The sequence below is a fragment of the Nocardia sichangensis genome (genome assembly GCF_047200615.1).
Lineage (GTDB): Bacteria > Actinomycetota > Actinomycetes > Mycobacteriales > Mycobacteriaceae > Nocardia > Nocardia sichangensis.
On sequence record NZ_JBJZOK010000005.1, the window covers coordinates 39,486 to 59,772 of the forward strand.

Annotated in this window: 7 protein-coding genes; 2 read left to right on the plus strand and 5 right to left on the minus strand. The window is 70.1% G+C overall.

Annotated features, from left to right (window positions below):
* Positions 1 to 188 precede the first annotated feature (188 nt).
* Positions 189 to 1,250, plus strand: a complete 1,062-nt coding sequence (locus ACL03I_RS08720; RefSeq protein WP_412805624.1) for a hypothetical protein — start codon at positions 189 to 191, stop codon at positions 1,248 to 1,250.
* Here ACL03I_RS08720 and ACL03I_RS08725 read toward each other — a convergent pair.
* Complete coding sequence (locus ACL03I_RS08725) at positions 1,222 to 1,542, minus strand: hypothetical protein (protein ID WP_355077663.1); 321 nt, start codon at positions 1,540 to 1,542, stop codon at positions 1,222 to 1,224. The genes ACL03I_RS08720 and ACL03I_RS08725 overlap by 29 nt on opposite strands.
* Positions 1,543 to 1,785: 243 nt before the next feature.
* Between ACL03I_RS08725 and ACL03I_RS08730 the strand changes: the two genes are divergently transcribed.
* The gene (locus ACL03I_RS08730; protein ID WP_355077661.1) at positions 1,786 to 2,121 is read left to right on the plus strand and encodes an RNA polymerase-binding protein RbpA; all 336 of its coding nucleotides are present in this window, start codon (positions 1,786 to 1,788) and stop codon (positions 2,119 to 2,121) included.
* A 75-nt stretch (positions 2,122 to 2,196) separates the two neighbouring features.
* On the opposite strand, the gene ACL03I_RS08735 is transcribed toward ACL03I_RS08730, so the two are convergent.
* The 4 genes from ACL03I_RS08735 to lnt form a co-directional block, all read right to left on the minus strand.
* Positions 2,197 to 2,979 (minus strand): ABC transporter permease, encoded by a 783-nt coding sequence (locus ACL03I_RS08735; RefSeq protein WP_355077700.1) that lies wholly within the window; start codon positions 2,977 to 2,979, stop codon positions 2,197 to 2,199.
* Between the two features lie 89 nt (positions 2,980 to 3,068).
* Positions 3,069 to 4,061 (minus strand): ATP-binding cassette domain-containing protein, encoded by a 993-nt coding sequence (locus ACL03I_RS08740; RefSeq protein WP_355077659.1) that lies wholly within the window; start codon positions 4,059 to 4,061, stop codon positions 3,069 to 3,071.
* Positions 4,058 to 17,695 carry a non-ribosomal peptide synthetase gene (locus ACL03I_RS08745; RefSeq protein WP_412805625.1) on the minus strand — a complete coding sequence of 4,546 codons (13,638 nt, stop codon included), beginning with the start codon at positions 17,693 to 17,695 and terminating at the stop codon, positions 4,058 to 4,060. Before ACL03I_RS08745 ends, ACL03I_RS08740 begins: the two co-directional genes overlap by 4 nt.
* 376 nt (positions 17,696 to 18,071) lie before the next feature.
* Complete coding sequence (gene lnt, locus ACL03I_RS08750) at positions 18,072 to 19,742, minus strand: apolipoprotein N-acyltransferase (protein ID WP_412805733.1); 1,671 nt, start codon at positions 19,740 to 19,742, stop codon at positions 18,072 to 18,074.
* Positions 19,743 to 20,287 lie beyond the last annotated feature (545 nt).

Here is a 20,287-nt window from a genome sequence, read left to right on the forward strand (position 1 = left end):
GATCTCGCCGCGGGATCACATCGTGTGAGCCGACCGGACGAGCTGTGACAGCGAGCCGGGGCACGAGCTATGCGGCAGCATGTGCGTCTGCGGTACCGACCGATCGTGTCGCCCGATACCCGGGTACTAGGCGCGAATAGCGCCGCGGCGGGACGCCCTCCGGCGTCCGTGATTTCTACGTTCGGTCCATGTCCACAACATATTTCGCCACCGCGCCCGAAGACGGGTCGCGGGCGAGCGCGAAGACGGCGACGCGCGGGCGACTGCATCGGCCACTGCTGGGCACGGTCGCCGCGATGACGGCGCTCGTCCTGTTCTCCCTCGCGGCGATGCCGATCGACGACCGCACGCTGCTCGGCGAATCGGTCTGGCTCAAGCCGATGAAATTCGGCCTGGCGTTCGCGCTCTACAGCCTCACCCTGGCGTGGCTGCTGTCGTTGCCGCACAAGGGCAGCCGGGTCACCTGGTGGCTGGGCTCGGTGTTCGCGGTGACCGGATTCATCGATGTGGGATTCATCGTGCTGCAGGCCGCACGCGGCACGTTCAGCCACTTCAATACCGAGGACGACCCGGTGAACTCGATCGGGCAGATGGTCTTCGCCTCCGGCGTGCCCGGCCTGTTCCTGGCCAACCTGCTCATCGTGCTGATCTTGTCCTGGCAGCGTTTGGTGGACCGCCCGACCGCACGCGCTGTCCACGCCGGACTGGCACTGGCCGTGGCGGGCATGGCGCTGGGCTACCTGATGGGCTTCACCGGCAAGCAACTCGTCCGCGACAGTGACGGACGAATCGTCGAATTGGCCGCCGGGCACACGGTGCTGTCCGGCGCGGGCGATCTCGCCGCGCGCGACGCCATGCGCGGCATGCCGATCACGCACTGGAGCACGGTCGGCGGTGACCTGCGCGTTCCGCACTTCGTCGGGCTGCACGGCATCCAGGTGCTGCTGCTGGTGGCCGTCGCGCTCGCCTGGCTCGCTCCCCGGTACCGCTGGTTGCGCCCCGAACGCGCCCGCGCGGCCGTCGTGGGTGTGCTCGCGGCGGGCTACGCCGGCCTGCTGGCGCTGGTCTTCTGGCAGGCGATGCGCGGCCAGTCGCTGGTCCACCCGGACACCGCCACCTGGTCGGCGGGCTGCGGACTCGCCGCGACCGTCGTCGCGCTGCTCGCCGCGGTGTATCTACGCCACCGCGACCGCGCCGCACACGCGAACCCGGCGGACCCGGTCAGCGCAGACGTTCCGCGTCACGGGTGAGCGCGACCAGCGTCTTGCCGAGCACGGCCAGCTCATCGGGCGTCGCCCCCTCCGCGATGGCGGTGGCGACGTCCTCGGCGGCGCAGCGGGCAGCGAACCAGCGATCGGCCAAGTCGGCGGCCTCCTGGGCACTGAGTACCACCGCGTCGTCGGGAATCCCCGTTCCCTTCAGACTGTTGCGGTGTTCGTAGGCGCGTTGGCGACAGGACTGGCGGCAGTACCGGCGACGGCGGCCGGCCTCCGATTCCACGATCTCCCGCCCACACCACTGGCAGGACAAGCGGCGCGACATGACGCAGAACACTAATAGCTCGCCATCCGCGGTCCACTCAGCGACCCCCGGCGAATCACCCGCCATCGGGCGCGACGAGTCCTGTGCGCCGCGGGCACTACAATGGAACGGTTCACCGCGGCCGCGTCGGGAACTATCGGCGCAGGCCCGATCGTTGTACATCAGGTCCGGCGGGTGCCCCGCGCACTCGCGCGGACACGGTCGCAGCGCACGAAGACTCGAGCACACAGGGAGAGGCACACCATGGCAGATCGCGTACTCCGAGGCAGTCGGCTCGGAGCGGTGAGCTACGAGACCGATCGCGACCACGACCTGGCTCCGCGTCGGATCGCCCGGTACCGGACCGACAACGGCGAGGAATTCGACGTTCCCTTCGCCGACGACGCCGAGATCCCGCCGACCTGGCTGTGCCGCAACGGCCAGGAGGGCGTGCTGGTCGAAGGCACCAGCCAGGAGACCAAGAAGGTCAAGCCGCCGCGCACGCACTGGGACATGCTGCTGGAACGCCGCAGCAAGGAGGAGCTCGAGGAGTTGCTCAAGGAGCGCTTGGAGCTGCTCAAGACCCGCCGCCGCGCCTGACGGTTCGCGAATACTGAAACGGCCGCCGCATCGTCCGGATGCGGCGGCCGTTCGCTGTTCGCGTGGTCGTGCGGGTCAGTGACTGGCCACCTTGCGGTAGCGCAGCAGCGCCAGCGGCACGGCCACCACGAGGATCGCCACCGAGCAGGCTGCCGCGTATTCGACGCTGTGGTCGGCGGCCCAGCCGCTGGGCGGGACGAAGGTGGGCGGCGAGTCGTTGTCGAACAGCTTTCGTCCCGCCGCCGAGACCGCGGTGATCGGATTCCACTCGGCGATCGTGCGCAGCGGACCCGGCAGCGTCTCGGCCGAGATGAACGCCGAGGAGATGAACGTCAGCGGGAACAGCCAGATCAGTCCGGCGCTCTGTGCCACTTCGACGGTCGGCGACATCAGGCCCGTCAGCGCGCCGACCCAGGACATCGCGAAGGCGAACAGCAGGATCACCGCGAACGCCAGCACGGCGTCGGAGACGCTGCCGTGGATGCGCCAGCCCACGATGTACCCGCACCCGACCATCACCGCCAAACTCAGGATGTTGACCACCAGGTCCGACAGCGTGCGGCCCATCAGCACGGCCAGCCGCGACATCGGCAGCGCGCGCATCCGGTCGATGATGCCCTTCTGCAGGTCCCCGGCCAGGCCGACCGTGGTGAACGCGGCGTTGAACGCCACCGTCTGGGTGAAGATGCCCGCGAGCAGGAATTCGCGGTATTGGCCGCCGCCCAGCGAGGCGCCGAAGATGTAGGCGAACAAGAACACGAACATCAGCGGTTGGATCGTGGCCGTCACCAGCAGCGTCGGCACGCGCAGAATGGTGAGCAGATTGCGGTGCGCGACGATCGCGCTGTCCCGGAACAACCGCAGCCGCGGGGCGGAATTCGGTTGCGTCATGGCCTTTTTCGGCTCCTGTTCCGCCTTCGCGGCGGCCTCCCCAACGATTGCCGTGCTCACGACATGATCTCCTCTTGTACGTCGTCGGTCTCCGGTTCCGTGACGGTCGCTCCGCTCGGTTTGCCGGTGAGGGAAAGGAATACGTCATCGAGGCTCGGCCGGTGCACGTTGGCGTCGACCACGCAGACGCCCGCGTCATCCAGCCTGCGCAGCGCCTCCACCATCGTGCGCGAACCGTCGCCGACCACCACCGATACCTCGTCGGTGCCCGCCTCGTGGCCGGGCTCGCCGACGCCGACCTGCGCCAGCACGGCCAGCGCGGGCGCGGCGGCCTGTCCGGCGGCCAAGGTGACGGTGAGCCGGTCGCCGCCGATCGAGGTCTTCAGTTCGTCGGCCGAGCCGCGCGCGATGACCTGCCCGTGATCGATGACGGTGATGCGGTCGGCCAGCAGGTCGGCCTCTTCCAGATACTGCGTGGTGAGCAGCACCGTGGTGCCGTCGTCGACCAGGTCGCCGATCACCCCCCACATGTCCAGTCTGCCGCGCGGGTCCAGACCGGTGGTCGGCTCGTCCAGCACCACCACGGTGGGCCGGGCGACCAGCGCGCCCGCGAGGTCCAGCCGCCGGGCCATGCCGCCGGAGTAGGTTCCCGCTCTGCGGTGCGCGGCGTAGTCGAGCCCGAGGGCGCCGAGCAGTTCGGTGGCCCTGGCGGTCGCCTGCCGCGGCGACATCCCGTACAGCCTGGCCACCATGCGCAGGTTCTCGTAGCCGGACAGATTGGCGTCGACGGCGGCGTACTGACCGGACAGGCCGATCCGTTTGCGCGCCGCCGCGGGGTCGCGCAGTACGTCGACGCCCGCCACGCGCACCGACCCGGCGGACGGCTTCAGCAGCGTGGTGACGATCCGCACGGTCGTCGTCTTGCCCGCGCCGTTGGGGCCGAGCAGACCCATCACGGTGCCCGTGGGAATCCGTAGGTCGATCTCGTCCAGCACGCGGACCCGGCCGTAGTTCTTCACCAGGCCGGTCACTTCCACCGCGAAACTCACCTGTGCGTCTCCTTCGTCTCCAGCCACCTCCGCAGCACCGGCCCGATCACCGCCAGTGCCTCCGGGGTGGTCATCGCGGAGTGCGCGCAGCGCAGCTCGTGGTCGTGGACGGCGCCGGTGACGTACGGCTCCCAGGCGTCGGCGCGCCGGTCGGGATCGGCCCGGTTGATCGGGTCGTCGCCCGCGCTGAAGAACAGCAGGTCGCCGTCGAAGGGGCGGGGCCGGAAGCTGTGTGCGAGCACGGCGCCGTTGTCGTAGCCCGCGTAGAGCCGCTCCAGATGCTCGACGGTCAGCGCCGCGAACGGTCCGGACCGGGCGCGCAGCAGTTCGGCCGCCTCCCGCAGACTCATGCCGGGATCGATCTCCGCACCGAGTTCGTCGCTGCCGAACTCCCCGACGATCTCGGCGACGCTCGGCGTCGCCTGGTCGAGCAGTTCGTCGGACAGGCGGTAGCTGTCCATCATCGACAGCAGCGCGACTTCGTCGCCCGCCTCTTGCAACTGCACGGCCATCTCCTGTGCGATCAATCCGCCGAGCGACCAGCCGAGCAGGTGGTAGGGCCCCTCGGGCTGGATCTCCTTGATCGCGGCCACGTAGTGGCTCGCGGCCTCGTCGATCGACGCGTAGCCGTCCTGCCCGGCGGCGTGCGGCGCCTGCAACCCGTACACCGGCCGGTCCCCCGGCAGGTGCGCGAGCAATCCCGAGTAGCACCAAGCCAGACCGATCGCCGGATGCACACAGAACAGCGGCGCCCGGCTCGCCGCGGTACCCGGCCGGATCGGCAGCACCGGCGCCAGCATCGCCGCCACCGCGGCGCCCGCGGTCGCGCCCGCGTCGTCCAGCCGCGCCGCGATGGCGGCGGGCGTCGCGTCGCCGAACATCAACTGCACCGGCAGGTCGATGCCCGTCTCCCGCACGTGCGCGACGACTTTCGTGGCCAGCAGCGAGTTGCCGCCGAGTTCGAAGAAACCGTCGTCCGCGCCCACCGACTCCACGCCGAGCACCTCGGCGAAGGCCGCGCACAGCGCCTCCTCCGTCGGGGTGGACGGGGCCCGATAGCCCTCACCTGTGGTGAACACCGGTTCCGGCAGCTTCGCCCGATCCAGCTTGCCCACGGGGCTCAGTGGAACCTCGTCGAGCAGCATGATCGATTGCGGCACCATGTAATTCGGTACCAGTCCGGCCACATGCCCGGTCAGCTCGGCCGCGGTGAGCGACACTCCGTCGCGCGCCTTCACGTACGACACCAGCGCTGTCGCGCCTGCCGGGGTGCGATGCCCGATGGTGGTGGAGAACGCCACCCCGCCGTGGCGCGCGAGCGCGGCGTCGATCTCGCCGAGTTCGATACGGAAGCCGCGGATCTTGACCTGATGGTCGGTACGGCCCACGTACTGGATCTCCGGCGCGGCGTCCGCCGACGACCCGTGCTCGCGCGACCCGGCCCACCAGCGCACCAGGTCGCCGGTGCGGTACATCCGCTCCCCCGGTTTGCCGAACGGGTTGGCGACGAACCGCTGCGCGGTCAGACCAGGACGGTTCAGGTAACCGCGGGCCAGCGCGTCTCCGGACAGGTGCAGCTCGCCGGTCACCCCCAGCGGAGCCGGATGCAGCCGCGCGTCCAGGACCGCCGCGTTGACGCCGCGAATGGGTCCGCCGATGGTGATCGGCTCGCCGGGCGTCATCGGCTGCGACATCACCGTGACGATGGTGGTCTCGGTCGGGCCGTAGACGTTGTACAGATTGCGGCCCGGCGCCCACCGGGTCACCAGGTCCGGCGGCAGCGCCTCACCGCCGACCAGCACGTGCTGCAACTCCGCGAGGCCATGCGGGTCGACCGTGCCGAGCGCCGAGGTGGTGATGAACGCGTGGGTGATTCCCTCCGCGGCGAAGACCTGCCGCAGTTCGTCGCCGCCGACCACGCCGCTGGGCGTGATCACCAGGGTCGCCGCGCCGCCGAGGGACAGCAGCAGATCGAGCATCGCGGCGTCGAAGCTCGGCGTGGCGAAATGCAGCACCCGGCACCCCGGCTGGACGTCGAACCGGTGGGCGGTCTCGGCGGCGAAGTTCGACAATCCACCGTGGGTGACCATCACGCCCTTCGGCGTGCCGGTGGAGCCGGACGTGTAGATCACGTACGCGGGATTGTCGATTCGCAGCGGGGCGAGGCGCTCCGCGTCGGCGATCGGCGCGTCCGGCGCGGCGAGCACCAGGCGGCGGAACGCCGGGTCGTCGAGCACGATCCACTCCGCGCCGTCGGGCAGCTCGCCGCGGTAGCCCGCCAGCGTGATGCCCAGTGACGCACCGGAATCCGACAGCATGTGCGCGATGCGCTGCCGCGGGTACAGCGGGTCGACCGGCACGAACGCCGCTCCGGCCTTGGCCACCGCGAGCACCGTCGCCACCGACTCGATCGACCGCGGGATGCCGAGTGCCACTAGTGTTTCCGGGCCGACGCCACGGGCGATGAGTACGCGCGCCAGCCGGTTGGTCCAGCGATCCAGGGCGTCGTAGGTCACCTCGGTGCCGTCGGCCACCAGGGCGATGCCGGCCCGGTCGACGCTCGCCGCCAGCTCGAACACTTCGGGGAAGGTGATCGGCCGGTCCGGTTTGGCCCCGCGCACCGGAGCCAGCCCCGACCACTCGGCGGGATCGAGCACCTCCAGATCGCCCACCGCGGTGGTCGGGTTCGCGGCGATCGCGGCCAGCAAGCGGGCCAGGCGCTTGCCCAGCCGCTGCGCGGTCGGCTCGTCGAACAGGTCACTCGCGTAGTTCACCGCCACCGTGATGCCGGCCGGATCACGTTGCGGGGTCTGCGTTTCGGTCAGGGTGAATTGGAGATCGAACTTTGCTATCCCGGTGTCGATGTCGGCCGCCTCGATGCGCAGCCCCGGCAGGTCCAAACCGCCGACCGGCTCGTTGCGGACCGAGAGCATCACCTGGAACATCGGATGGTGCGCCTGGGACCTGGCCGGGTTGAGCACCTCCACCAGACGTTCGAACGGCAGGTCCGCGTGGGCGAAGGCGTCCAGGTCGGTTTCGCGCACGGCGTGCAGCAGGTCGGTGAACCGGGCGCCCGGGTCGATCCGCGTGCGCAGCACCAGCGTGTTGACGAACATGCCGACCAGGCGGTCCAGCGCGGGATGACCGCGACCCGCGATCGGGGTGCCGACGGTGATGTCGTCGGTGGCGGTCATCCGGTGCAGCAGCACCGCGAGCGCGGCGTGCAGGACCATGAAGAGGCTGACGTTGTTGCTACCGGCGATCATCTGCAACTCGCGGTGCGTGACCGGGTCCACCGCGCACTCCACGGTGCCGCCCCGATAGGACGGGGCGGGCGGACGCGGCCGGTCGGCGGGCACGGTCAGCAACTCCGGGATGCCGTCCAGGGTGCGCCGCCAGTACTCCAGCTGCCTGGTTACCGCCGAGTCCGGGTCGTCCTCGCTGCCGAGCACCTCCTGCTGCCACAGGGTGTAGTCGGCGTATTGGACCTCGGGCTCCGCCCACTCCGCCGCGCCGCCACCGCAGGCGGCGCGGTAGGCGACGGCGACGTCGGCGGCCATCGGTTCGAGCGACCAGCCGTCCATCGCGATGTGATGCACCACGACGACGAGCACGTGCTCCGCGGCCTCTCCGGTCTGCACCGAGACCAACGCCGCGCGGATCGGAACGGTGGTGGCCAGATCGAATCCCGGTGCGGCGAAACGACGCACGGCGGTCTCGACCTCGTCCGGGCGCACCGTCATCCGCGACAGCGAGATGGCCGCCTCGGCCGGGTCGAGCACGACCTGCGCGGGTGCGCCGTCGGTCTCCGGGAACACCGTGCGCAGGGTTTCGTGTCTGGCTTGCACCGCGTGCAGTGCGGAGACCAGCGCGCCGACATCGAGGGCACCGGTCATCCGAAGCACGAGCGGGACGTTGTAGGCGCCCGACGACTGCCCGGCGCCCGACCCGGCGTTGAACCGGTTGAGGAACCACAGCCGCCGCTGAGCGGCCGACAGCGGGATGCGCTCGGGGCGCTCCCGGCGCACCAGCGCCGGGCGGTCCGCATCGGACGCCGCGCCCGCGTCCAGCAGCTCGGCGAGCCCGGCGACCGTCGGCGTGGCGAACACGGTGCGCACGGCGAGCCGTACGTTCGTCGCCGCGGCCAGCCGCGCGACGAGCTGGGTCGCCAGCAAGGAGTTGCCGCCGATGTCGAAGAAGCTGTCCTCGGCACGCACGCCGTCGGCCCCGATCAACTCACCCATCACCGCGGCCACCAAGCGCTCCGCGTCGGTCCGCGGCGCACGGCCGGGCGAATCCCCGAGCAACTGCGGTTCGGGCAGTGCGCTGACGTCCAGCTTGCCGACCGGAGTCAGCGGAATGGCGTCCAGCACGGTGAGCCCGGAGGGCACCATGTGCGTGGGCAGCCTGCCCGCGACGAAGGCGCGCACCTCCTCGGTGTCCACCCCGGCCGCCCGGTCGGCGGGCTGTACGAACGCGACGATCCGGTCGGCGCCGGCGATGCGGCGCACCTCGGTGTGCGCGAACCGCACCGACGGGTGTTCGCCGAGCACGGTGGTGATCTCGCCGAGTTCGACCCGGAACCCGCGCAGCTTCACCTGGTGGTCGCTGCGCCCGAGGTAGACCAGCTCGCCGGCGGCGTTCCAGCGCACCACGTCACCGGTCCGGTACATCCTGGCGCCCGCGGGCCCGCACGGGTCGGCCACGAAACGCGTTGCGGTGAGCCCGAACCGGTCGAAGTACCCGCGCGCGAGGCCGTGCCCCGCGAGGTACAGCTCGCCGGGAACACCGACCGGCACCGGGCGCAGTCGCTCATCGAGCACCAACGCCCTGGCTCCGCGCACCAGGCTGCCGATCGTAATCGGATCGCCGAAGCGGATCGGGCGGGAGATCGTGATGACCACGGTGGTCTCGGTCGGTCCGTACACATCGCACAGCACACGTCCCGGCGCCCAGCGCGCCACCAGATCCGGCGCAACCGCCTCGCCGCCGACCATGAGCGCACGCAGGTGCGGCAGCGGCCAGCGTTCGTGGTCGATCGTGGCGAGCGCGGCCGGGGTCATGAAGCCGTGGGAGACGCGCTCGCGTTCCAGCAGCGCGGCCAGCTCGTCACCGCCGTAGATGTCGGCCGGGCAGATCACCATCGTCGCGCCCGCGCCCAGCGCGATGAGCAGATCCAGGATCGCCGCGTCGAAACTCGGCGTCGCGAAGTGCAGTGTGCGGGAACGCTCGTCGACGCCGATGCGGTCGCGGATCTCGTCGGCCAGGTTGGACAGACCGCCGTGGGTCACCGCGACGCCCTTGGGCGTTCCGGTCGATCCGGAGGTGTAGACCAGGTAGGCCAGGTCGGCCACCTGGTTGGCGCGCGAGCGTTCGTGGTCGTGGATCGGCGCGTCGTCGTGGCCGTCGAGTTCCGCGGCGAATTCGGGACGATCCAGTAACAACCACTCGATCTCCCGCCCGGCCGGGGAGCCCGCGCGCAGCTGCTCCGCGTGCGCGGTGATCGTGACGCCGGTCGCGCAACCGGAGTCGGCGAGCATGTGCCGGATGCGCTCGGCGGGGTACTTGGGGTCGACCGGGACGAACGTCGCGCCTGCCTTCGTCGCCGCCAGCAGCGCCACCACCGAATCGATCGAGCGGATGAGCCCCAGCGCCACCCGCGTTCCCGGGCCGAGTCCGCGCGCGATGAGTGCCCGCGCCAAGCGGTTGGAGCGCCGGTCGAGCTCGGCATAGGTCAGTGAGGTCGTCCCCGCGCACAGCGCCGTGTTGTGCGGGAACCGCTGCGCGGTGGCGGTGAAGTATGCGGCCAGCGTGCACGGCTCGGCCGCCTTCCCGCCCCGCGCCGGGGCGAGTGTGCGGCGCTCGTGGTCGGTACGCGCGTCGACGTCGCGGATCGGCACGCGCGGGTCGGCGGTGACGGCGGTGAGCACGCGCAGGAATCGGTCCGCCAACGTCTCGATCGTCGTCGCGTCGAAAAGTTCTGCGGCGTAGACGAACTCGTAGACGCTGTCGGTTTCGTCCGCGGCGGATCCCGGTGCGCCGGTGTCGTTCGCGACCCGCAGCTCCAGGTCGAACTTCGCCAGCGCGATGTCCAACGGCTCCGCGCGCAACGCGAGGCCGGGCAGTTCCAGCGCGGGCACCGGACCGTCCTGCACGCTCAGCGCAACCTGGAACAGCGGATGACGGCCCGTGGCGCGGGCCTCGGCGCCGAGTTCGTCCACGATGCGCTCGAACGGGATGTCGGCGTGCGCCAGCGCGGCCAGCTCGGTATCCCGGTCGGCGCGCAGCAGGTCGGTGAAGTTGCGGTCCGGGTCGACGTCGGAGCGCAGCACCAACGTGTTCACGAACATGCCGACCAGTTCGTCGAGCTTGGTGTCGGTACGCCCCGCCACCGGGGTGCCGATCACGATGTCCCGACCGCCGGTGACACAGCGCAACAGCACCGCGAACGCCGAACGCAGCACCATGAACTTGCTGACACCTCGATCGCGAGCCAGCGCGGCGAGCCCGCGCCGCACCTGCTCCGGCACCGTGAAACGCACCGTTCCCGCCTGCTGCGTCGGCTCCTCCGGCCGCGGCCGGTCATAAGGCAGCGGCAACTGGTCGGGAATGTCGGCCAGCGCGGTGCGCCAGTACTCCAGTTGGGTCGCCGCGATGCTGTCCGGATCGCCTTCCGAGCCGAGGCAGGCACGCTGCCAGAGCCCGAAGTCGGCGTACTGCACCGGAAGCGGCGTCCACGACGGCGCCGCACCCTCGTGCCGCGCCGCGTAGGCGGCGGCCAAGTCCTTGGTCAGCGGACCGAGCGACCAGCCGTCGGCGGCGATATGGTGCAGCACGACGCCGAGCAGGTAACGCTCCGGGGAGGTGCGCAACAGCGACAGACGCAGCGGCGGCTGCCTGGTGAGATCGAAACCGCTGTGCGCCAGAGCTTCCAGCGCGGCCTTCGCGCCGGAGTCATCGATGTCGGTGACCACCACCTCGGGCACCGCCCGCTCGACCGGCAGCACCACCTGCTGCGCGCCGTCGGCGTCCTCGGGGAAGACGGTGCGCAGCACTTCGTGCCGCCCCACCACGTCGGTGATCGCCTCGCGTAGCGCGGGCACGTCCAGATCGCCGGCCACGCGGATCACGAAAGCGATGTTGTACGCACTCGATTCGGGCGCGAATCGGTTGATGAACCACAAACGCTGCTGCGGCAGCGACAATGGAATGCGTCCCGGACGCGGCGTCTGCACCGCCAGCGCCTGCCGCTGCGTCCGGGGCGCTCGGTCCAGTTGCTCGGCGACTCCCGCGACCGTCGGTGCCTCGAAGATCGACCGCACCGGCAGCTCCACACCGAACTCCGCGTGCAGCGCGGCGGCGAGCCGGGTGGCCAGCAGCGAGTTGCCGCCGAGATCGAAGAAGCTGTCCTCGGCTCCGGTCACCGGGCGACCGAGCACCCCGCCGAACACGCCCGCCACACCCAACTCCAGTGCGGTGCTCGGCGGACGGGACGTCGCCGCGGCCTCGAACACGGGCTGCGGCAACGCCTTTCGGTTCAGCTTGCCCGCGGGCGTCACCGGGATCTCGTCCAGCACCGCCACCGACGCGGGCACCATGTAGCCGGGCAGCCGCTGCCGCGCGGTCTCCAGCACGGCCCGCGCCTCGACCGGCCGATCGGCCGTCACATACGACGCCAGCCGTACCTGGCCCTGCTCGTCGGTGTGCACCACGGTGAGCGCGAACCGGATGCCGGGATGCAGGCGCAGCACGTTGTCGATCTCGCGCAGTTCGATACGGAAGCCGCGGATCTTGATCTGATCGTCGGCGCGCCCGAGGAACCGCAGCTGTCCGGACCGCTCCATGACGACCAAGTCGCCGGTGCGGTACATCCGCTCCCCACGCCTGCCGTGCGGGTTGGGCACGAATCGCTGCGCGGTCAGGCCGAAACGGCCGTGGTAGCCGCGGGCGACGCCGGGACCCGACACGTACAGCTCGCCCGGCGTGCCCGGCGGCACCGGATGCAGGCGACTGTCCAGCACGAACAGACGCATGCCACGCACCGGCGCACCGAGCGGCACGGGCCGGCCCGGCCGCATGGGCCCGCTAGCGGTCGCCGCGACGGTGGCCTCCGACGGACCGTACATGTTGTGCATGCGATGCCCGGCGGTCCAGGTCTCGACGAGTTCCTCCGAGCAGGCGTCACCGCCGACGATGACCGTCTCCAGCTCGTCGAGCCCCTCGCTCGGCACGGTGGCCAGCGCGGCCGGTGTGACGAAGGCGTGGGTGACCCGCTCCTCGCGCAGCAGCGCGGCCAGCTCGGCGCCGCCGTACATGCCCGGCGGGGCGATCACCATTGTCGCGCCCGCGGCGAAGCCGAGCAGCAGCTCCAGCACCGAGGCGTCGAAGCTGGGCGAGGAGAAGTGCAGCGTGCGCGCCGCGTCCGAGATGCCGAACAGGTAGTTCTGCTCGCCGGCGAGGGAGGCGATACCGGCGTGGGTCACGACGACCGCCTTCGGCGTGCCGGTGGACCCGGAGGTGTAGATGAGATAGGCCGGGTGGCTCACCCGCATCGGGTGGTGCCGCTCGTCGTCGGTGATCGGATCCGCCGAGTGGCCCGCCAGCTCGGCGGTCAGTTCACCCGAGCCGAGGACCAGCCAGTCGACCTGGGTCTTGCGGTGCCTGCCCCGCGTCGCGGGCAGGGCGGGCATGGCGTCGAGGCATTCGGGGTCGGTGATGCCGAGCGTCGCCCCGGAGTCACCGATCATGTGCGCGATCCGCTCGCCCGGGTAGCTGGGATCGATCGGCACATAGGCCGCACCGGTTTTGGCGACGGACCACACCGCGGTGATCGCGTCGAGCCCGCGCGGCAGCGCGATCGCGACGACCGTCTCGGGACCGGCCCCGTGCTCGATGAGCACGCGCGCCAGCGTGTTCGATCGCTCGTCGAGTTCGCGGTAGGTGGTGTCGGCGCCGAGATAACGAACCGCCACCGCGTCCGGCAGCCTGCGCGCGGTGCCGGACAGCAAGGCGGCCAGCGTGATCGACGGCTCGGCGGGCGCGCCCCCGATGGGCACCAGATTCTCGGACTCCCTGCGGTCGAGGATCGGCAGGTCGCCGACCGGCAGCTCGGGAGCGGCCACGCCGCCCGCCAGCACGGCGATGAACCTGCGGGCGAACGACTGCACAGTGGAGTGGTCGAAAACGTCCGTCGTATAGCCGAATTCGGCCGACAGCGGTCCGTCGCCGGAGTCGTCGTGGACGACCAACTGCAAGTCGAACTTGGCGACGTCCGAGGCGATCGGCAGCACCGCGGCGCGGACCCCGGGCAGCTCGATCCGCAGATCCGGCGCGTGGTCGTAGGACAGCATCACCTGGAACAACGGATGCCGCGACGGAGAACGCTCCGGGTTGACCACCTCGACCAGCCGCTCGAACGGTACGTCGGCGTTGGCGAAGGCGTTGAGGTCGGTCTCGCGCACCACGTCGAGCATCCGGTCGAACCCGGCCGCCGGGTCGACCGCGGTGCGCAGGACGAGGGTGTTGACGAACATGCCGACCAGGTCGTCGAGCGCCGGATCGGAACGACCCGCGATCGGGGTGCCGATCGCGATGTCGCCGCTCGCGCACAGCCGCGACAGCAGGGTCGCCAGCGCCGCGTGCAGCACCATGAACATGCTCACGCCCCGGCCGGCCGCGAGTTCGACCGCCGCGCGGCGGATCTCGGCCGGAATGGTGAACTCGACCCGGCCGCCCACGGTCGACCTGCGCAGTGGGCGCGGGCGGTCCAGCGGCAGATCGAGTTGCTCGGGGAGCCCGGCCAGCGCCGTGCGCCAGTGCGTGAGCTGACGGCTGAGCGCGCTGGCCGGATCGGACTCGTCGCCGAGCAGCTCGCGCTGCCAGAGGGCGAAGTCGGCGTACTGCACCGGCAACTGCGTCCACTGCGGTTCCACGCCGTTCGCGCGCGCGGCCACCGCCGTCATCAGGTCCTTGGCCAGCGGTGCGATGGACCAACCGTCACCGCAGATGTGATGCAGCACGACGAGGAAGACGTGGCGCTGCGGGCCGGTGCGGTAGAGCGCCACCCGGATCGGGGCTTGGCTGCGCAGATCGAAGCCGTACCCGGCATACTCGGTCGCCAGGTCCGCCACGTCGGCCGCTGTGACATCGATCGGGTCGAGCGTCAGCGGGATCGCCTCGGCCGAGTGGATCAGTTGGTAGGGCCCCTCCGGCGACTCCGGGAAGGTGGTGCGCAGGCTCTCGTGCCGTTCGATGACGTCCACCAGGCCCGCACGCAACGCGGCCACGTCCAGTGGGCCTTCCACCTCCACCGCGAGCGGCATGTTGTACGCGGCGGCGTGTTCGGAGAACCGGTTCAGGATCCACAGCCGCTGCTGCGCCTGCGACAGCGGGATCCGCTCCGGTCGTTCGGCGGGCGTCAGCCGCGGCGAGGCGACGTCGGTGGTCTGCATGGCAAATCGCCGGGTGAGCGCCTCGATCGTCCCGGACTCGAACAGGTCACGGATGGTCAGCGCGGTGCCGAGGGCGGCGTTGATCCTGGATACCGCCCGCGCGGCGATGAGCGAGTTGCCGCCGAGATCGAAGAAGTTGTCCTCGATGCCGACCTCGGTGTCGAGCACCTCGGCGAAGATGCCCGCGAGCACCCGCTCGACCTCGGTGCGGGGTTCGGCGATCGGCCGGATCGACCGCGTGCCCGGCGTGGGCACGGGCAGCGCCTTCCGATCGATCTTGCCGTTGGCGCTCAGCGGCAGCTCGTCGAGTTCCATCAGCGCGGACGGCACCATGTAGCTGGGCAGCGTGCGCCGCAGCGCGGTCAACAGCGCGGCCGTGTCCAGCGGGGCATCGTCGTCGTCCTGCTTCGCCGCGACCACGTAGGCGACCAACTCGTCGCCCGCGCGTCCGGTGTGCGCCACGCATACCGCGCGAGCCACCTTCGCGTCCTCGAGCAGTGCGGCCTCGACCTCACCGAGCTCGATGCGCAGGCCACGGATCTTGACCTGGAAGTCGCTGCGGCCCAGGTATTCCAGCACGCCTGGCTCGGCACCGGAGCGGCCGATCTGCCAGCGTGCCAGGTCACCGGTGCGATACATCCGCGCGCCGGGAGTGAAGGGGTCGGCAACGAATCGGTCGGCGGTCAGCCGCGGCTGTCTCAGGTAGCCGCGGGCCAGCTGGACTCCGGCGAGATACAGTTCGCCGACCACGCCGGGCGGAACGGGCTGCAAGCGGTCGTCCAGCACGTAGGTCTGGGTGTTCCACACCGGCGAGCCGATCGGCACGGCGGCGGCATCGGGTGGGCACGCCCAGTAGGTGACGTCCACGGCGGCCTCCGTCGGGCCGTAGAGGTTGTGCAGTTCGGCGGCGGGCAGCGCCGCGTAGAACTCCCGCACGGCGGCGGCAGGCAGCGCCTCACCACTGCAGAACACCCGGTGCAGGCAGGCGCAACCGCGTAGATCCGCCTCGGTGACGAACACCGATAGCATGGACGGCACGAAATGCGCTGTGGTGATGCCTTTTTCGGCGATGACCCAGGCGAGGTACGTCGGGTCGCGGTGCCCGTCGGGGGCGGCGATCACCAAGCGCGCGCCGACCTGCAAGGGCCAGAAGAACTCCCACACCGAGACGTCGAAGGTAGCCGGGGTCTTCTGCAGCACCGCGTCGTCGGGGCCGAGCGGATACTCGTGCTGCATCCAGCGCAGCCGGTTGACGATGGCGGCATGGGTCACGCCGACGCCTTTGGGCTTTCCGGTCGATCCGGAGGTGAAGATGACGTAGGCGAGGTGGTCGGGGCGCAGCGCGCCAGTGCGGTCGGCGTCGGTGACCGGCGCGTCGTCGAATCCGGAGAGCCGCGCGGTGTCGATGTCCAGCCGGGTGACCGTCGCGGGCAGCTCCACGTCGTCCCGGCTGGCGGTGAGCACGCACAACGGCTCGGCCTGACGCACGATCTGCGCGATCCGCTCGGCCGGGTGCTCGGTGTCCAGCGGCAGGTACGCCGCGCCCGCTTTCACGATCGCGTACATGCCGACCACCAGGTCGAGGCTGCGGCGCAGGCACAGGGCGACCGTCGTATCGGGCCCGGCGCCGCGCGCGATCAAAAGCCTGGCCAGGCGGTTGGCGCGGCCGTCGAGTTCGGCGTAGGTCAGCGACTCGTCGCCGAACTCGAGTGCGATGGCGTCCGGATCGGACCCGACGCGTTCGGCGAAGAGGCTCGCGAGGGTGCCCTCCTGCCGGGGCGCGGCGGTGGCGTTCCACTCGTGCAGGACCTGCTCGCGCTCGGCGTGGGTGATCGCGCCGAGCGACTCGGCGGGCACCGTGGGATCGGCGGCCAGGAAACGGCCGAGGAAGTCCAGATAGCGTGCGTGGTGCACGCCGACTTCGGCCTCGCCGTAGAGGCGGGGATTGGCTTCGAAGTCGATGTGCAGGCGGCCACCCGCGCCGTTGTAGACGTTGACCGAGAGGTCTTCCACCGGGCCGGTGGCCAGCACGTGCATGGAGCCGAGCAGACTGCCGAAACGCAGCTCGTCGTGGAACAGCATCAGATTGACCATCGGGCCGAAGAATCCGCGCGCGTCGCGGGAGTAGCCGCTGTCGCGCCGAATGTCGTCGTGCCGGTAGCGCTGATGCCGCAAGGCGCCGGTGATCTGCAGCTCGGCCGCCTTCACCAGGTCGCCGATCGTGGTCGCCTCGTCGAAACGCAGCCGGATCGGCACGACGTTGGAGATCACGCCCGCCGAGCGGCGCAGCGACACCGTGGTGCGCGCCGAGACCGGCAGGCTCAGCACCACGTCCGCGTTGCCCGTCACCGAACGCACGTAGGTGGCCAACGCCGCGACGAACACCGCCGAGTCGGTGGTGTTCCACGCGCTGGTCGCCGCGTCGATCGCGGCATGCTGCTCGTCGTCGAGCACGGCGGTGGCCAGCCTGCGGCCCGCGTCGTGGGTGGCGGCGCCGAGCCGGGCGCCGCCGAGGCTCACCGGCTCGCCCACGCCCGACAGCTGCCCGGCCCAGTACTCGCGGTCACTCTGGAAACGGCTGGAATCGTGGTAGCGCGCCTCGTCGGCGTAGATCTCGGCCAGCGGCGTCGCCCGCGACGCGACCGGCTCGGTCCGGCTCTCCAGCGCGGTGTAGATCTCCGCGGTACGGGTGAGCGCGTTCATCGCACCGTAGCCGTCGATGACGATGTGGTGGGCGAACGAGTACCAGATGTAATGGGAGTCCCCGATCCGCAGAACCGCGTTGGAGGTCAGCGGATCGCGTTCCAGATCGATCGGCGAGCTCGTGTGTTCGTGCATCCAGCGCAGCGCCGCGGCGCGCGGGTCGGCCTCGCCGCGCAGATCGATACGGCGCCAGCCGGGCCGTGTCACCGGGTCGACGATCTGATACGGAGTGCCATCTATTTCCAACAGGCGCACTTGACCCACCTGGGTCTCGGCGCCGAAACGCTCGATCGCGTACAGCAGCCGCCCCTCGTCCAAGTCGCCGTGGATCTCGACGTACTGAGAGATCGTGAGCGGTACGTCGGGGCGAATCCGCTGCGCGTACCAGAGAGCTGTCTGCGCGGGTGACAGAGCAAACGGTTGGGCCGAGAATTCGCCGGATGAACATTGGTCGACGCGATCCGTGGCCAATGAACTCATCAATCACTCCGTTCTGCCGCTGTTGACGCAACTCCCCGAGCACCGCCCCAGCAAGCGCACGCGCGCCAGCCGTAGGACGTAATCCACGCCCTATGATTCGGAGCGTCGCATCAGCCGGATTGCCGACGTTTTGGATTTGTTTCACATCCAACGTCCTTGGCAGAAGGCCACTTTGGTTGGTTACATTTCCGCAAACATTGCGACTCAACTAGGTCGAACCGAAGCAAAACGGGCCCTGACCAGACTGTTCGATGCTACTCCGCAGATCGCTTCAGTTGTCTGGCGAACGGCGCGCAACTTTACTACGCACCTTCGTTTTCGGGGCGGTAGGGGCGAGAACAAACCGAGTGTTCGGTAAAAGCTGGTTCGACAGGATCTATCGGTCGTCGACGGCTCGACGACCGGTTCGCTCGTCCACGCGGGTAACAGATCGCCGCCGGAGGGCCGCGGCCAGCGCGGCGGCAGCCGTCAGGATAACGAAAACTCGCTCCGGCGCGGGCCCGATTCGTGTTGCGAGAGTGGTGTCGTTGCGCAACGGAAGCTCGGAGACCAGAGCCGCGGGCACGAACAACGCCGATTCCTGCCGCACACTGCCGTCGGCGGCGATGATGGCGCTGACACCCGACGTGGCCGCGACGACCAGCGCTCTGCCGTGTTCGACGGCGCGAACGCGGGACATGGCCAGCTGCTGATAGGTCATCTCGCTGTCGCCGAAGGTCGCGTTGTTCGTCGGCACGGTGAGCAGTTGGGCGCCCGCGCGCATCGCGTCCTCGAACGAGCGATCGAAAGCGACCTCGTAGCACGTCGCCACGCCGATGTCTATACCCGCCGCGTGCACAACTCCGTCACCATTTCCCGGTACGAAATACCCCGCCCGATCGGCGTATTCGGAGAAATGCCGGAAGAAACTCCGCATCGGCAGATACTCGCCGAAAGGCTGGATGATCTTCTTGTCGTGCCGGTCTCCCGGACCCGCCGCGCCGTTCCACACCATCACCGAGTTGGTCGTCGTCCGGTCCGGGTTGATCAGCACGGCGCCGACCAGAATGGGTGCGCCGATGCGCTCGGAGGCGGCGGTGATCAGGGCGGCGGCGTCGGCGTTGCGCAAAGGATCGATGTCGGAGGAGTTCTCCGGCCAGATCACCACATCCGGGCGCGGCGCGCGGCCCGCCGCCACCTCGTCGGCCAGTTCTTCGGTGCGCCGGACGTGATTGTCCAGCACGGCCCGCCGCTGTTCGTTGAAGTCCAGTCCGAGGCGGGGCACGCTGCCCTGGATCGCCGCGACCGTGACCGTTCGGTCGCCCGCGTCCGGATCCGGCAGCGCCGACCGGAGCAGCAGACCGCTGAGCGGCATGATCAAGACGGCGAAAGCCACAGCGGCGTATCCCAGTCGGGTCGCCGGGACGGGTCCGCTCACGGCGGTCGACTCGGGCGCACCGTTCTCGGAGACCATGGTTTCGCGCCCGTCATCCGTGGTACACACCGACCACAACACGGAGCCCAACGCGGCCAGCCCGGTTCCGGTGAGCGCGACGGCGAACCCGACCAGCGGGGCGCCGCCGATCGCCGCCAGTGACAGGAACCAGCCGTCGGCCTGACCGAAGGCCAAACGGCCCCAGGGAAAACCACCGAACGGGAAGCTGGACCTGCCCCACTCCGCCGCGGCCCAGGCCAGTGCCACCCACAGCGGCCAGCCGGGCAACGCGCCGACCAACCGCCCGAGCACGCCGAAGACGCCGAGGTAGACCGCGCAGGCGGTGGACAGCGCCAGCCACGGCAGCGGTCCGACGTAGATGCCGGTCCACGGCAGCAGCGGGACGAAAAACGCCAGCCCGGCCAGAAATCCGTAGCCGAAGCCCGCCCGCAGGCGGCCCTCGCCGCGTACGGTGAGCGTGAGCACCGCCACGCCCAAAGGGGCGAGAAACCACCACGGCCTGGGCGGGAAGCTGCCGAACAGCAACAAGCCCGCGACGACCGCCGCCACCGACCGCGTCGCCACCGGATGATTGCGCGCCACCGCGGACGCCTGCCGCACCGACGCGAGCATTCGCTCTCGCACCATCACTCGGCCACCGTCCGCCACCGCGCGGGCCCTCGCCAGTCGGCGGTCGACAACCGAGCCGTCCATCGGTCCGAGTCCGTCCCACGCCGCTCGACAAACCTCGACCCAGCAATGGACGTGATGTTTATCACACGGAATATCAAGTCCGCCATGCTTCGAGTGCGCGCACGCGACTCGCCAAACCGATCGACCCGCCCGGGGGCGTATTCACACCACACGGCCGACCGCCCGAAGGCGAGGCCCGGAAAACGGCGGATACGCGAGTCATCGGGTGTCCATCTTTTCATCGCCGGGCCCCGCTGAATCGTTAGCCGCCGTGCACGCGATATAGGTTCTCCGCTCGCGCTCCGTCGAACAGACCGCAGCGTTCCAGCCGCCGCAGGCGAAATCGCGAGCCGCCACGCTGGGTTGTGCGGCCGATTCACGCACCGATCCGCGGTGGCGCCACGGCTCACCGGAGAGCGTCCGGCAAACGGCGAAGATGGAGGACTGGCACCCAGTGCCACATCGGACCACCGCGGACGAACAGA